The organism is Alteromonas alvinellae, from assembly GCF_902705805.1.
In genome coordinates this window covers 85,322-100,412 of record NZ_CACSIH010000203.1, presented here as the reverse complement: position 1 = coordinate 100,412, position 15,091 = coordinate 85,322, and the positions used below count along the sequence as shown (strand labels likewise).

Genomic DNA, 15,091 nt, shown 5'->3' with positions numbered 1-15,091 from the left:
CTTATTCTGCGTGCAGTGACAGTTCAGCTAATGTGTCGCTGGCAGAAATAAGTTCAGGCTCTATCTCATCGCCGTTCGAAACTCTTCGCAGTCCTTCAATCAAAATAGTGTCGTCCGGCGCTAGTCCGTCTGAAACCAGATAGATGTTAGGGAGTTCTGCAGCGATGTTAATGTGGCGGGTTGCTAACTTGTTCTCGCTATCCAGCACATACACAAAGCTTTGATCGAGAATTTCGAATGTGGCTTTCTGAGGAATAACTAAAGCATCCGGATAGGCAATATCCACCATGACATTGCCGGTCTGCCCATGTCTTAGCAGTTGGTCTGGGTTAGGGAAAGACGCACGCATTTCAATGGTACCGGTATGATTATCAAAATCAGCTTCTATGGCATCTATCACGCCTTGATGCGCGTAAATACTGCCATCGGCAAGCTTTAATCGCACTGACGTTTGATCATTTGATGCGCTGTTCTGCGCGTAGTTTAAATACTCTGATTCAGGCACATTGAAATACACCCACATTGTGCTGATATCAGACAATGTGGTGAGCAGTTCACCCTCATCAAGCAAACTTCCCGTTCGAGCTTCCAGTCGGTCCATTTTGCCTGTGAACGGCGCTTTGACATCTGTGAATGCTAAGTGAGTCTTTGCCAGTTCAACTTCAGCCTGAGCTTTTTGAAGCTGCGCTTCTATGACGGCAAGTTCGTTAGGAGAAACAATGTTTTGTTCAACAAGCGACTTTGTATTTTTGTACTCCATCTCGACCGCTTTAGCCTCGGCTTCAGCGCGGTGTAGTTCAGCTTCATATACGTTCGGCATTATTTTGAACATGGGCTGATCACGTTCTACCGTTTGTCCCTCATCAACAAAGGTCGATTGAAGATAGCCTTTTTCCATAGCTCTAACTTCAATATGTTGAATGGCACGTATCTGACTGACGTACTCTTTTACCAGCGTTGTGTCTTGTACGATAGGATGAGTAACGTTGAATTGAAGTTTTTCGTGATGCGCAGCATGTTCTTCATGTCCACAACCACCTAAAAGTGCGGAAACAATGCTTACTGCAAGAAGTGCTTTTTTGCTCATAATGTAAATTCGTAATAAAAAGGCTAATCGTGACATGCCTTATAAAAAGACAGCATGCCACTAGCGCGCTTTCAGCAAATAGGTTCACCGCTGATAATTAAGCACGCAAAAACATCCAGCAAAGCGCTGGCGCGTTGTTAGGAATATCGAATTAACGTGTTTTTTAGGTAGCCAATAACCGCTAAACCTAAAAAACTAAGCAATAGGCGGCGCTCGGGTTAACGGCGTTGCGTAGTTAAGGGATGTTTTGAAAAGCCCACGCGGACGTGGTTTTGCGGTATCCGTGAAGGAGTCCGTAATGTAATCCAGCACAACATTTTGTGGCGGGACGGGCTCTTCCGGCGCACTTTCCTCTGTATCAAACTCGAAGGAATATTCGGAAATAGAAGCATCAAAATGATGCTTGAACGTGATTGGCTTGTAATCCTGTTTGAGTCCAGATAAGCAAGTAAACAACAACGCAATTAATGCGTATATGGTGTACTGCTTCATGTACTGATGATTATTCACCGATGATTATTCCAGAAATTCAATTATATAAGGAAAATTGCGGCGTTATGCTACACAGGCGATTACGCTTTTACAAGAAACATTCTTGCTAGTAAACGCAGGCAATAACCGGTTGCACGTATTTGTTACAAACAAACTCAGAATTCCTGAGTGTGGCAGTGTACGTCATATCTTTTTACTGCAAGCAATAGCGCATTTTAACAGCACGTATTTTAAGAGGCCTTTTTGAAAGCCACAGAAAAAGAGATGTGGTTGTGATCCAACTTATAAACCGACACGTCTGCTCCAATCGCACCGCACAATGCACTTACTATTGATAGCCCTAGGCCAAAGTTGTCTTCTGACGTACGTGATGCATCCTTTTGCCACAAGGGTTCAAACATATGTCTTAAGTCACTTTCATCAATTTCAGAATGCGTTGTATTTGTCACTTCTATTTGGGCCTGCCCTGATTGCGTTTTGCCTATATGCACGCTGATCGGCTCACAATGCTTTCCATGCTCGATAGCGTTGTCTAACAAGTTGCTAAATATAGACTCCACCGCAATTCGGTTAGAGTGAATAACCACGTCGCTCCTTTCTTTCGCAACCACATTAATATTATCTACCGCTTTGCTTGCGACAACTTGAGCAACGAGCTCTTTAATATTAATAAGGTCGTTTAATTGAGTCTGCTTAGCACTGTGCTTTTGGATTAACATCAAACCGGAAATGATGTTTTTCATTCGCATCCCAATGCGAAGAATCTGCGGTTTAAAATCTTTTTCGAGTCGCTCCTCTCCTGGAAACTTCATGGCAACTTCCGCCAGGTTGATAAGTTCAGAAACCGGCGTTTTAAGTTCGTGAGCAATGTCAGAGGTAAGTCTTTTCTCTCTAAGGTATAGGGCGTAGTTATCGTTTATAAAATGGTTCAAGCTGCTGACGATTGGCTCTAGTTCTGAAACGTTTGTAGAGAATGCTTCGTGCTTGTCTGTGGCAGTAAACCTTAGAGTTCTTATATTGTTGTTTAATGCATCAAGTGGTGCCAACGCGTAAGACACCGTGTTGCGCACGACGAATCTTACCATTAACGGAATTACAATAAGCGCCACTAAAAATGCGATATCGATAAACCAAAGAGTAAAATTCAACAGTTCAGTGGAGGTTGCGTATGCGATAACCATGGGGTCGCGCTGCTCTTCGCCTCTGACGCTATAGAATGCTTCGCGGTCTTCAGAGTCAATTTGAGGCACGTATTTGGTGTGAATAATACGCCCGGAACGACCATCTGGCAGCGTAATGTCGTTAATCACCGCCTCGTTTAAACTTAAGTTTTCAAACGGCAGCTCGTCGACAGTGTACAGTGCAAGGGATTCCGACTTTTCGAAAATCTGCCCTTTGTACCACAATTGAAAGTATTCTGGAGAAGAGGCACCCTCGAACTCAGGGAAATACTCGCCGGCGAACTCAAACTCAACGCCGTCTAAATCTTCATTGACTAAGCTTTGAAGCATGCCAACTTTGGCTTTTAGACCTTGGTTAAACTCTCTTTGGACCCAGGTGTCAACTCCGATATCTGCGGCGAGTAAAACGACAATCACCAGCAAAGAAATAGTGATAGAAAGGCGTCGCGTTAAGGTTTTACGTATTGACTTCATCGCCTTCCACCACGACGTAGCCAAATCCTCGCTTACTTTTAATGGGGAGTGTAGCGCCACACGCCCTTACTTTTTTTCGCGCTGAAGAGAGGTGCGCTTCAATTGCATTTTTTGAGATATGGTCATAACTACCGGAAATAAATTCACTTAATTTTTCTGATGTGACGACCTTGCCTTTGTTTAGGAACATGCACTCTACTATGCGATATTCATTCGGCGTTAAACTAATCGCCTGCTCTCCAAGTAAAAAAGACTTGGCTTGAATATCCAATACTAATCCATTAATAGTAATTTGATCGTTAATACAATTTGTTACGCCCCGTCTCATCAAACTGAGAAGTCGTGCTGACAATTCTTCAAATGAGAAAGGCTTAGATAGATAATCATCAGCGCCTGCTAACAAGCCTTCGACTTTCTCTTCAGGTTCGGCACGTGCAGACAAAATGAGCACCTTGGTCTCTACCCGTCTTTTTCTTAGCGTTTTCAAGATAGCCATCCCGTCAAGTTCTGGCAGCATGCGGTCTAATACAATAATGTCGTAGCTACCAAGAAGCGCCATACTCAAACCATCGGGCCCTGTGGCAGCTAAATCAACTGAATGGCCAAGTTTTTCTAGACCTAAGCTCAGGCTATTTCTCAAAGACAATGAATCTTCTATAAGGAGTATTCTCATGTTTCATTCATCGATTTTTATTCCTCGCGAAGGTTATGATCTCAACCTTAAGATAAACTGAAGGCGAGAGTAATATTGAATTAATTAACGATAGAAAGTGACGGCCTAGGGGACTTTTTGAGCAACCGAACACCATTTCTCTATGTAGAATAGAGGGTTGCAATGGGAAACCATCTGGAATTGTTGGTTCTAGATAAAAATTCCCATTAACGCTAATCCCAAAGTTTTGCTTAAGCTTTATTTAAGTTTTGAAAGTTATCTTGTGCTGCAAGTAGTACACAAGAGAACTGACTTTGAAATTTCCACGTTCGTTAAATTTAAACCCTTCATTAGCCAATTTTGTTTTTATAGCATCAGTCTTAATAACGCTGGTTTTCAACTTCCCTTTTATTTCAAATGTCTATCACGCTGTGTCGCCAACTTCAGTAGGCCAGTGGATATTTTTTCTGTCCGTTCCATTGTTGCTTACCTTTTTCAATATCATCGCCCTTAGCCTATTAGGCGCCATTCTTTTGCCTAGATTGACCGTGGCAGTGACACTGTTAGTCAGTTCACTTCTTTTATACGGTATGGTCGCTTACGGCGTGATATTTGATAAGAGTATGATTCAAAATGTGATGGAGACCAATTCTGGTGAAGCATTTGCCTATCTAAGCTCAACGCTTTTACTCTTTTTCTTCTTGTTAGGATTGGTGCCCGTTGTTGCCGTCTTTAATCAGGAAATTAATGGAAAATTAGTTGCTAGAGTTAAGCACTTACTTAAGCTCAACGTATTAGCAGTGGTTGGAATAATCGTTATCGCTGCTGGCCTTTATAAAGACTATGCTGCGGTGGGTAGAAATAATAAAGATTTGGCCAAGTATATTATCCCTTATGCATTTTACGATTCTGGCTACAAATATCTCAGAGACACCTACTTTTATCCGCCACTTCCTTACAAGGTACTGGACAAGACACCTTCTCTAATAAATAGAAATAACGCTTTGCCTTCTACGACTGTACTGGTTGTTGGAGAAACAGCAAGGGCAGACAAGTTTGCCAGTAATGGCTATAGCAGAAACACCACGCCCTTTATGAACGACATAGGCGCGGTAAGTTTCAACGACGTGACCTCATGCGGGACAGCTACTGCGGTGTCAGTACCCTGTATGTTTTCTCGACTTTCAAGGCAAAGCTATGATGTTCGCATTGCGGAAAGTCAGGATAATGTGCTTGATATCATACATCGGGCTGGCGCTGATGTGACATGGATAGACAATAATAGTAGCTGCAAGGGGGTGTGCAAAAGAGTTGAAACTATTGCATTTGACCCATCCCGAGATCCTAGTTTATGTGACGGTGATTTTTGCTACGATGTTTTACTCAACGAGCTTTTGAAGGACGTTTTGTCATCACCTGCGACAACTAACAGGGTTATTGTTCTTCATATGATAGGCTCTCATGGCCCTACCTACTATCGAAGATACCCCGCTGAATTTGCCAAATTCTCTCCCGACTGTCCTAGAAGTGATATTCAAAACTGTGATTCGCAGGCGCTTATCAACACGTATGACAATACCATTGCGTACACTGACTATGTACTTGGAGAGATTGTTAATACATTAAAAAATGTGCCAAACGCTTCCATGCTATACCTGTCTGACCACGGTGAATCTTTGGGTGAAAAAGGACTCTATCTACATGGATTCCCTTATCAAATTGCACCGCAAGAACAGACTCACATTCCTATGCTTTTTTGGGCGTCGAAGTTTGAAGATTCAGGCTACCGAAATTGTATTAAAAACCTGGCCAACCACCCTTACTCTCAAGACAACTTGTTTGACACGTTACTTGGTTTATCAAGTGTAAAGAGTATTACTTACCAACCTACTATGGATATCTTTAAACAATGCGAAGCCTAAATGAATCAAACCCTGTGGTTAGTACCACCTCGCACTTCGACCCAAGTAACAAACCAAAAGGCCTGCGTCGAGTATTTAAGGCTCTAAAGAATTCACTTCGAGCGTTTAGCTGGCTTACTAAAAACGAAGCTGCATTTAAACAAGAACTCAGTCTAGCCGCTGTGGCATTCGTGGTTCTTGCTTTTTGGTCAATTCCTTTTCTTGAACGTGCAATTTTAATGTCTTCCATTTTTTTCATTTTATTTGCGGAAATCATCAATACGGCAATTGAAGTCACCGTCGACAGAATAGGTACAGAGTTTCATGCCCTATCAGGGTTAGCAAAAGACTTAGCATCAGCAGGCGTTTTTCTATCCATCGTTATTGCATGTGTGTTGTGGGCGGGCGTATTTTATAGCCACATATAAAGGTATTAGTTAAGACTTTAATTCCCCAGAGGCATCCCTTTAGCAAGGTTATAAAGATGAGCTTATTAAGTTGAAGGTGTCACAATACTTCAAAAGAACTAGTAACGAAAAAGAGCGCCATTAGGCGCTCTTTAGAAGTGCTGACAAAAGAGAAGATTACGCCTTAGAGGCCTGGTAAATATCTTCAATCGCTTTATCTAGCGTTGCCTCGAATTCTTCCTGAGACTGCTTTGCAGAAACGCCTTCGGTCAATGCTCGAGAGAAACTCGCAATCATACCTTGGTTTTCTGCCAGTTTCGCATTTGCTTCTTCACGGCTATAGCCGCCAGAAAGCGCTACAACCTTAAGCACGCGAGGGTGATCAACAAGCTCTTTGTAGAAATTAGCTTCTGTCGGAAGCGTTAGCTTGAGCATAACTTCCTGGCCTTCGTTTAGAAGGTTTAGCTGCGTTAGGATCTCTAATTTAAGAAGAGCTTCAGCTTCCGCTTTTTGTGGGCTGTGGATGTCTACTTCTGGCTCGATAATCGGAACAAGACCTGCGGCTAAGATTTGCTTACCCACTTCAAATTGCTGAGCAACAACATCTTTAATACCTTGGTGATTCGCAAGCTTAACAACACTTCGCATCTTAGTGCCAAACACGTTTTGCGCTACCGCTTTAGCTAGCAGTGCATCAAGACCAGGCATTGGCTTCATTACTTGAACGCCATTGCTTTCTTCAGCTAGACCTTTATCTACCTTTAAGAAAGGAATAACACGCTTTTTCTGCCACAGGTAGTGTGCAGAAGACATGCCTTCAATTTCTCTATCAAGGGTGTTTTCAAACAAGATTGCGCCAAGAACGCGCTCGCCGCTAAAAGGGGTGCTGGTGATAATGCGCGTACGCATTTCGTGAACAAGATTAAACATCTCTTCGTCTGAGCTGTACTCTGACTCTTCGATGCCATATAAGCGTAACGCTTTAGGGGTACTACCGCCGCTTTGATCTAACGCTGCAATAAAACCGGTTTGCGTCTTCAGTTTATCCAGCATTGCCTGCTGAGCTTGTGATGCCATTGCAACACTCCTTTTGTATATTACTGCCTTAATAGACAGGTGTAGGGTTTATTGTTATACCAATTCTATTAAAGATCTGTTTGTCTCAGACGCAGCATGCCAGCACCTTAAGTAAACACATCTGTAATAAAATTGGTATTTATGCCTGCGTACTTCACTGTTTCGCAGGTGTAATCGTTTCCGATTAAAAGGTCACGCTCAAAAATGCTGTTACTGAGCGTGACACCTATGGGGTAACGTTTGTACTAGGCCTCAGCTATCTAGAGCTTTAAAACGCTGCGTTTACATGCAGCGCCCAGGCTTATTTATTTTTTTCTTCTAGTACTGCTACCGCTGGTAGTGTTTTGCCTTCCAAGAATTCTAGGAACGCGCCACCACCTGTTGAAATATAAGAGACCTTATCGGCAATCCCGTATTTATCAACTGCTGCTAGTGTATCACCACCACCTGCGATTGAGAATGCGTCGCTTGCCGCAATCGCTTCAGACAGCGCTTTTGTTCCAGCACTGAACTGTTCAAATTCAAATACGCCTACGGGACCATTCCATACTATAGTACCCGCGTTTTTGATGATATCTTCTAGCGCTTTTGACGAGTCTGGACCGATATCAAAAATCATGTCGTCGTCGGCAACTTCACTGACAAGTTTAAGCGTAGCTTCGGTGTTTTCATCAAACGCTTTACCCACTACTACGTCTGTCGGTACTGGAATATTTCCGCCATTCGCCTGCGCTTCGTTCATAAGCTGCGTGGCTTGTTCGGTTAAGTCCATTTCTACCAACGATTTACCTACATTGTGGCCCTGTGCCGCGATAAAGGTATTGGCGATACCACCGCCCACAATTAGCTGGTCTACTTTTTCGGCCAATGTTTTTAGCACGGTCAACTTGGTTGATACTTTAGAGCCACCGACAATAGCAACCATTGGGCGTTTAGGGTTATCCAGCGCCTTGCCTAGTGCATCTAGTTCCGCAGCAAGTAATGGGCCAGCACAGGCTTTTGGTGCGAATTTAGCAACGCCATGGGTAGACGCTTGTGCACGGTGAGCAGTCCCGAAGGCATCCATTACAAAGATATCGCATAGTGCAGCGTACTGCTTTGCCAGTGTCTCGTCGTCTTTCTTTTCGCCATTATTGAAGCGAACGTTTTCAAGAATGACGAGCTCACCTTCGCTAAGCTCAACACCGTCTAGGTAATCTTTTACTAGCTTTACCGGCACATCTAGGGCGTCGTTAAGGTAATCAACAACAGGTTGAAGAGAGAACTCATCAGCAGACTCGCCTTCAGTAGGGCGACCAAGGTGAGACATCACCATAACTGCCGCACCTGCGTCTAGGGCTGCTTTAATCGTAGGGATTGATGCTTTGATACGCGCATCAGAAGTTACTTTGCCGTCTTTTACCGGCACGTTTAAATCTTGTCTAATTAATACGCGCTGACCTTTTAGGGCCATATCGCTCATGCTTGGAATTGCCATCGTCTTTCCTATGTTAATTTAAATTCAGTAGAGCGTGTTTTGAAGGTAAGACACGCTCAAATTAACTGTGAAAGCTGCGCGGGCTGGTGCTACCAACCCTTGGCAGCATCAATGCTTTATTTTGCGTCGAACATCACTTTTGCGGTATCGAGCATACGGTTTGCAAAACCCCATTCGTTGTCACACCATACTAGTGTTTTAACCAGTTGTTTGTGACTGACTCTTGTTTGTGTGCCATCTACAATACACGAGTGAGGGTCGTGATTGAAATCTACCGACACCAAAGGCTCTTCGGTGTAGTCCAAAATGCCCTGTAAACGCCCCGCTTTTGCATTGCGAAGGGCTTGGTTCACTTGCTCAATCGTTACCTTAGATTGAAGCGTTACACTCAAATCCATGGCAGTAACATTGATAGTTGGCACTCGAACCGCAATGGCTTCGAATTTTCCCGCAAACTTAGGCAGAATGCGCTCTATACCGGCAGCAAGTCGGGTATCAACGGGAATAATCGACTGACTTGCAGCACGGGTTCTGCGCAAATCTTCGTGATAGGCGTCGATAACTTGCTGGTCGTGCATAGACGCGTGAATGGTTGTGATCGTACCACTTTCAACACCGAACGCAGCGTCTAGCGCTTGGATAACAGGAACAATGCAGTTTGTGGTGCAAGAGCCGTTGGAGACTAATTTTTGTTCACTGGTCAACGTGTCTTCGTTGGTTCCGAAAATGACCGTATTGTCTAAATCTGGTGACCCGGGTGACGAGAAAAGCACTTTGCCAGCGCCTGCATCTAAATGTGCTTGCCCCGATGCTCTGTCATCAAACTTGCCCGTACACTCAAGCACAATATCAACGCCTAAGTCTTTCCAGGGTAGGTCTTTAATATCGTTTACCGCAAGCAGCGTAATATCGTCACCTGCGACATTAAGCGTGTTATTTTCTAAGGCCACATCAAAACGGAACCGCCCGTGGGCGGTGTCGTATTTAAGTAAATGTGCTATGCCTTCGGGTTTAGCAATGTCGTTAATGGCCACCACGTTAAATTCGTTGTTGCGCCCACTTTCATACAGCGCGCGCAACACGTTACGACCAATACGACCAAACCCATTTATGGCAATATTTACCATAGGCTTATCTATTACCTCTTACAGAGACAGTGCAGCCTCTACTACAGCGTCAGTGGTAATGTTGAAGTGCTTGAACAGGTCGCCCGCAGGTGCAGATTCACCAAAGGTGTCCATGCCTACGATAGCACCATTAAAGCCAACGTACTTGTACCAGCTATCTTTAGACAAGGCTTCAACCGCCACGCGTTTAACTACGCTAGAAGGTAGTACACTTTCACGGTAGTCAGCAGACTGACGGTCAAATACGTCAGTTGATGGCATAGACACCACGCGAACGGCTTTGCCTTGCTCGGTCAGTTTCGCTGCTGCTTCAACGGCTAGCTGAACCTCAGAACCGGTACCAATAAGAATAAGCTCTGGCGTACCTTCACAGTCTTTAAGTACGTAACCGCCTTTAGCGATATCTGCAACTTGTTGAGCCGTTCTTTCTTGCTGTGCTAAGCCTTGGCGTGTGAAGATTAGTGTTGTTGGGCCGTCAGTGCGCTCAATAGCAGACTTCCACGACACAGCAGACTCAACCTGATCACAAGGACGCCAGTTATCAAGATTAGGCGTTGCACGTAGCGCAACCACCTGCTCTACTGGCTGGTGTGTTGGGCCGTCTTCACCTAGACCAATTGAATCGTGGGTGTAAACGAAAATTGCAGGCTGCTTCATTAGCGCTGCCATACGTACCGCATTGCGTGCATATTCCATGAACATTAGGAAGGTTGCACCGTATGCCTTAAAGCCACCGTGAAGGGCAATACCATTCATCATGGCAGACATACCAAACTCACGTACACCGTAATAAATGTAGTTACCTGACGCATCGTTCGCTTCAACGCCTTTGCTGCCTTCCCAAATAGTAAGGTTAGAACCAGCAAGGTCAGCAGAGCCGCCTAATAGCTCAGGAAGTAGTGGACCAAATGCGTTTAGTGCATTTTGCGACGCTTTACGTGAAGCAATATTTTGTGGGTTAGCTTGAAGCTCAGCAATAATTGCATCTGCTTTTTCGCTGAAATCTGCTGGCAACTCGCCATTTACGCGGCGTTTGAACTCTGCCGCAAGCTCTGGGTAAGCGGCTTCGTATGCCGCGAAAGCGTCATCCCACGCGCTCTCCGCGTTTGAACCTTTCTCTTTAGCATCCCAACCCGCGTAAATATCGTCTGGAATTTCGAACGCGCCATGGCTCCAGCCAAGCTTTTCGCGAGTGGCTACAATTTCATCTTCACCTAGTGGTGCACCGTGACAAGACTCGGTACCTTCTTTATTAGGCGAGCCGAAGCCAATAGTGGTTTTACAACAAATAAGCGTAGGCTGCGCGGTGTTCGCTTGCGCCTTTTCAATAGCGGCTTTTACTTGCTCTGCATCGTGACCGTCAACGCCATCGATCACTTCCCAACCGTAGCTCTTAAAGCGTGCTGGTGTATCGTCAGTGAACCAGCCTTCTACTTCGCCATCAATTGAAATGCCGTTGTCATCCCAAAACGCGATAAGCTTACCAAGGCCTAGTGTGCCGGCTAGTGAACATGTCTCGTGTGAGATACCTTCCATCAAGCAGCCATCGCCTAAGAATGCGTAGGTGTGGTGGTCAACAATATTGTGACCATCTTTGTTGAATTGTGCCGCTAGCACTTTCTCGGCAAGCGCCATACCCACAGCATTACTGATACCTTGGCCTAGTGGGCCAGTGGTCGTTTCAACACCTGGCGCATAACCGTACTCAGGATGGCCTGGCGTTTTTGAATGCAATTGGCGGAAGTTCTTTAATTCTTCTATTGGCAGTTCGTAGCCCGAAAGGTGAAGAAGAGAGTACAACAGCATCGAGCCGTGACCATTTGAAAGCACAAAGCGATCGCGGTTAGCCCAAGATGGGTTTGCAGGGTTGTGTGATAAGAAATCACCCCATAGTACCTGTGCGATATCAGCCATCCCCATTGGGGCACCTGGGTGACCAGATTTAGCTTGTTGAACGGCATCCATGCTTAATGCACGGATTGCATTGGCGAGTTCACGACGAGAGGGCATGTTGTCTCCTGATTTATTTTGTATCTTTTGTTTCGTATCTTAGCGGGCTAGGCAAGCTAGACGAGCGTAGAGGTAAGGCGTTCGCTCTACTTCTTTATACGAATGAATGTGGCGTTATTCTTACCTATGCCACCTTACAGTTCAATGGGTTTTGATTGCCAATAGTGAAAGTCTTAGTAAAAAATGGTCTATACCTTATCCATCACGTATTCCCAATACATCAAAAACGGTTATATCTAACGTCTGGTTTTACTAGTACATCATTCGCTTTACCAATTTCGTCCTGGATAACCCCATTAGTGATCGGGTTGTGTCAACTATTCGTAACGAAGAGACTTTTAGACGTCTAGAAGTAAAGACTGGTATTTATAACTTGTTTTAGTACAATATACGACTATTTTGATAATTTAACGCTTACGGAGCATTTATGGCCACGCATTTATTCACATCCGAGTCAGTGTCTGAAGGACATCCGGACAAAATTGCTGATCAGATCTCAGATGCGGTTCTTGACGCTATTTTAGAACAAGATCCTCGCGCTCGGGTGGCCTGCGAAACGTATGTAAAAACCGGTATGGTTTTAGTGGGTGGTGAAGTAACTACCTCTGCATGGGTAGATATTGAAGAGCTTACCCGAAAAACAGTTAAAGAAATTGGCTACACGCACTCAGATATGGGCTTCGACGCTGATTCATGTGCGGTATTAAATGCTATTGGCAAACAGTCACCGGACATCAATCAAGGTGTTGATCGCGCAAGCCTTGAAGAACAAGGTGCGGGTGACCAAGGTCTAATGTTTGGCTACGCTAGCGACGAAACTGACGTACTAATGCCTGCGCCAATCACGTACTCTCACCGCCTTGTTCAAAAACAAGCCGAAGTGCGTAAATCTGGTAAGCTAGACTGGTTACGCCCAGATGCTAAAAGCCAAATTACTTTCAAATATGAAAACGACAAGCCTGTTGGCATCGACGCGGTTGTGCTTTCAACCCAGCACTGTGATTCAGTAAGCACTGAAACAGTTCGCGAAGCGGTAATGGAAGAAATTATTAAGCCAGTGCTGCCTAGTGAATGGATTGATGGAAATACACGCTTTCACATTAACCCAACGGGACGGTTTGTTATCGGTGGTCCAATGGGCGACTGTGGCTTAACAGGTCGTAAAATCATTGTTGATACTTACGGTGGTATGGCCCGTCACGGTGGTGGCGCGTTCTCTGGTAAAGATCCATCAAAAGTAGACCGCAGTGCAGCATACGCGGGTCGTTACGTTGCTAAGAATATTGTTGCAGCAGGTCTTGCTAAGCGCTGTGAAATTCAAGTGTCTTACGCCATTGGTGTAGCAGAGCCAACGTCTATCAGCATCGATACCTTCGGTACAGGTGTGGTAGATGAGAAAACGTTAGTGGCACTGGTCCGTGAACATTTCGACCTACGCCCGTATGGACTTATTCAAATGCTAGACCTTGAGCGCCCTATTTACCGCCCAACGGCTGCGTACGGTCACTTTGGTCGTGACGAATTCCCATGGGAAGCAACAGATAAAGCAGAAGCGTTAAAAGCATCGATTTAATTCGATAACCAAATAACGCTTTTAAATGCGCCGCTCAGTTTTTGTAACGCTTTACACAGAAGTGTTTGTATAAACTAGCGGCGTTTTTTATTTGGCTAGCAAAATCAACGAAACAAATTAAAAAACAGCAAAGAATATTTTCATCATTTATTTTTTACAGCTATGCTTAAATAATGAACACACTATCGCTTGTAGTTTCTGGTTGTTTACAAGCCATGATAACAACAACTTGGGCACTTCCATGAACGTGGTTACTGGTATTCTTCTGGCACTTACTTTGGCTGCGTCTATGGCGGCTTCCCCCGTGCTCGCGGAAATGAATGCTTCCCACTACAGCCCCATCCAATTCAAAAGCAAAAAAATAGCCCGGTGGCAGCTAAATAGTATGTACCGCATTCAATCTACAACCGAAACTTATCTATACGACAACAGTTATACCTACCCAGCGGGGTCACAAGGTATGTTTAGCGCCAGCAGGCGGTTTAACACTTGGGTTCCGCAAAAGGTCTATGCAACGTACAAAACCAACAATACCGCCTTTCAGCATTACGCAGAGTGGCTTTATTTACCACATGATGTAGGTACTTTTACTCGGTTGGGCTGGCTGCTTGGCAAAAGCGAGGGTTTAAACATGGCGGTAGAACTTGAACATAGGCAAGTTGGGGAAGAAGAGAATATGGCTCTCTCATTGGGCGTCAATTACTTGTTTTAAGTCATCCTTGTTTTAAGTCATCCTTGTTTTAGGTCACCGCTACATTGCATTCACAGTGCGCTTTTAGTATTACACCCCATCATAAAGACGAAACGTAGTTGCCGTTATGCCAATGATAAGGTTTTTGCGTAAGTCTGTTGAATTACCATCGCGTCGGAACTCGCTCTATGACGCTTAACATCAAGTTGGCTCGCAAGACGGCTTTTCACCTCATGCCATTGATTCATTTGTGCTTCAGACAAAATATATTCCAATGCTCTACACGTAAAAGACATTTCTACCTGCGCTGCGGCGTAGAGCTTAATTAGCCACGGGTTATCAACGACCCAACCGTCACTGTAAACCACCGTATTGCCAAGGAAGTTATTTAACTCAACACAGACTTTTCGAGGCTCTTCTCCTCGAGTTTGCAGCATCTGCTGCGTTATGCCGTGCAGTGACTCCGCTTTTCGATCCCAGTGAACCCACGAGTCAAAGGACCGAAGTAGCTTACACCACTTTGCACCATCATAGCGCACGATACCTATTTCAATAGGGTAACTCGCTGCGCCAAATCCACTTGCTTCAATGTCTATTATTGTTGGCAGGGTATTCTTTCGCACTCACGCTCCAAACCGCTGTTTATCCTTGCTTGCAACATACGCAAACCATTTTTATCAGGCGGTTTTACTGCTACCTCGTCACCAGAGGAACAACTAAACAACGTCGAGCACTGTTTAGCAAATGTACAACCACTCTTCTCGAAATATAAGCTAATAGTAGAATCGTGCCACAATTAATGCGCACTCGTTTAGTACACCAACCCGTCGCCAGCGCTCAAAAATCTCGTAAAAGCTCTCAAAAAAGCATCAAACTTATACTAAAGGATAAGACGTTTACGCTAAAAGACTGAGCGCATTGCTATACACTTTTAAGGTTAAC

At 44.5% G+C, this 15,091-nt stretch carries 13 protein-coding genes; 4 read left to right on the top strand and 9 right to left on the bottom strand.

The genetic code is table 11. The features are described 5' to 3' along the window. Position 1 precedes the first annotated feature (1 nt). From ACX5KA_RS15025 to ACX5KA_RS15010, 4 genes are all read right to left on the bottom strand, one after another. Complete coding sequence (locus ACX5KA_RS15025; RefSeq protein WP_458731534.1) at positions 2-1,087, bottom strand: efflux RND transporter periplasmic adaptor subunit; 1,086 nt, start codon at positions 1,085-1,087, stop codon at positions 2-4. 195 nt (positions 1,088-1,282) lie between these two features. Further along, positions 1,283-1,597 (bottom strand): hypothetical protein, encoded by a 315-nt coding sequence (locus ACX5KA_RS15020; protein WP_230633693.1) that lies wholly within the window; start codon positions 1,595-1,597, stop codon positions 1,283-1,285. Positions 1,598-1,809: 212 nt separating this feature from the next. Beyond that, positions 1,810-3,234 carry a sensor histidine kinase gene (locus ACX5KA_RS15015; RefSeq protein ID WP_458731533.1) on the bottom strand — a complete coding sequence of 475 codons (1,425 nt, stop codon included), beginning with the start codon at positions 3,232-3,234 and terminating at the stop codon, positions 1,810-1,812. Beyond that, positions 3,218-3,907, bottom strand: coding sequence for a response regulator transcription factor (locus ACX5KA_RS15010; RefSeq protein ID WP_039230808.1), 690 nt, complete (start codon positions 3,905-3,907; stop codon positions 3,218-3,220). Before ACX5KA_RS15010 ends, ACX5KA_RS15015 begins: the two co-directional genes overlap by 17 nt. 293 nt (positions 3,908-4,200) lie before the next feature. Here ACX5KA_RS15010 and ACX5KA_RS15005 point away from each other — a divergent pair, with 293 nt between their 5' ends. Beyond that, a complete protein-coding gene (locus ACX5KA_RS15005; RefSeq protein WP_458731532.1) occupies positions 4,201-5,808 on the top strand; it encodes a phosphoethanolamine transferase in 1,608 nt (535 codons plus the stop codon). Continuing rightward, positions 5,796-6,215 carry a diacylglycerol kinase gene (locus tag ACX5KA_RS15000; RefSeq protein WP_168462785.1) on the top strand — a complete coding sequence of 140 codons (420 nt, stop codon included), beginning with the start codon at positions 5,796-5,798 and terminating at the stop codon, positions 6,213-6,215. Before ACX5KA_RS15005 ends, ACX5KA_RS15000 begins: the two co-directional genes overlap by 13 nt. Before the next feature lie 156 nt (positions 6,216-6,371). On the opposite strand, the gene ACX5KA_RS14995 is transcribed toward ACX5KA_RS15000, so the two are convergent. The 4 genes from ACX5KA_RS14995 to tkt form a co-directional block, all read right to left on the bottom strand. Then, entirely contained in the window at positions 6,372-7,271 is a 900-nt protein-coding gene (locus ACX5KA_RS14995) for a fructose bisphosphate aldolase (protein WP_202941120.1), read from the bottom strand. A 301-nt stretch (positions 7,272-7,572) separates the two neighbouring features. Then, entirely contained in the window at positions 7,573-8,748 is a 1,176-nt protein-coding gene (locus tag ACX5KA_RS14990; protein WP_168462786.1) for a phosphoglycerate kinase, read from the bottom strand. A 116-nt stretch (positions 8,749-8,864) separates the two neighbouring features. Beyond that, positions 8,865-9,875, bottom strand: coding sequence for an erythrose-4-phosphate dehydrogenase (gene epd, locus ACX5KA_RS14985; protein ID WP_039219548.1), 1,011 nt, complete (start codon positions 9,873-9,875; stop codon positions 8,865-8,867). Positions 9,876-9,893: 18 nt separating this feature from the next. Further along, complete coding sequence (gene tkt, locus ACX5KA_RS14980) at positions 9,894-11,885, bottom strand: transketolase (RefSeq protein WP_039219551.1); 1,992 nt, start codon at positions 11,883-11,885, stop codon at positions 9,894-9,896. Positions 11,886-12,312: 427 nt separating this feature from the next. Here tkt and metK point away from each other — a divergent pair, with 427 nt between their 5' ends. Both metK and ACX5KA_RS14970 read left to right on the top strand, forming a co-directional pair. Continuing rightward, positions 12,313-13,458, top strand: a complete 1,146-nt coding sequence (gene metK / locus ACX5KA_RS14975; RefSeq protein WP_014948382.1) for a methionine adenosyltransferase — start codon at positions 12,313-12,315, stop codon at positions 13,456-13,458. Positions 13,459-13,699: 241 nt separating this feature from the next. After that, the gene (locus ACX5KA_RS14970) at positions 13,700-14,170 is read left to right on the top strand and encodes a hypothetical protein (protein WP_458726982.1); all 471 of its coding nucleotides are present in this window, start codon (positions 13,700-13,702) and stop codon (positions 14,168-14,170) included. Between the two features lie 104 nt (positions 14,171-14,274). Here ACX5KA_RS14970 and ACX5KA_RS14965 read toward each other — a convergent pair whose 3' ends face one another. Beyond that, positions 14,275-14,772 carry a 3'-5' exonuclease gene (locus tag ACX5KA_RS14965; protein WP_458731531.1) on the bottom strand — a complete coding sequence of 166 codons (498 nt, stop codon included), beginning with the start codon at positions 14,770-14,772 and terminating at the stop codon, positions 14,275-14,277. Positions 14,773-15,091: the final 319 nt, after the last annotated feature.

Excerpts from the sequence above, each read along its gene's own strand:
- tkt (WP_039219551.1), bottom strand. The coding sequence starts at position 11,885 with ATGCCCTCTCGTCGTGAACTCGCCAATGCAATCCGTGCATTAAGCATG.
- ACX5KA_RS14970 (WP_458726982.1), top strand. The coding sequence starts at position 13,700 with ATGAACGTGGTTACTGGTATTCTTCTGGCACTTACTTTGGCTGCGTCT.
- metK (WP_014948382.1), top strand. The coding sequence starts at position 12,313 with ATGGCCACGCATTTATTCACATCCGAGTCAGTGTCTGAAGGACATCCG.
- ACX5KA_RS14995 (WP_202941120.1), bottom strand. The coding sequence starts at position 7,271 with ATGGCATCACAAGCTCAGCAGGCAATGCTGGATAAACTGAAGACGCAA.
- epd (WP_039219548.1), bottom strand. The coding sequence starts at position 9,875 with ATGGTAAATATTGCCATAAATGGGTTTGGTCGTATTGGTCGTAACGTG.
- ACX5KA_RS15010 (WP_039230808.1), bottom strand. The coding sequence starts at position 3,907 with ATGAGAATACTCCTTATAGAAGATTCATTGTCTTTGAGAAATAGCCTG.
- ACX5KA_RS15025 (WP_458731534.1), bottom strand. The coding sequence starts at position 1,087 with ATGAGCAAAAAAGCACTTCTTGCAGTAAGCATTGTTTCCGCACTTTTA.
- ACX5KA_RS15015 (WP_458731533.1), bottom strand. The coding sequence starts at position 3,234 with ATGAAGTCAATACGTAAAACCTTAACGCGACGCCTTTCTATCACTATT.
- ACX5KA_RS15000 (WP_168462785.1), top strand. The coding sequence starts at position 5,796 with ATGCGAAGCCTAAATGAATCAAACCCTGTGGTTAGTACCACCTCGCAC.
- ACX5KA_RS14990 (WP_168462786.1), bottom strand. The coding sequence starts at position 8,748 with ATGGCAATTCCAAGCATGAGCGATATGGCCCTAAAAGGTCAGCGCGTA.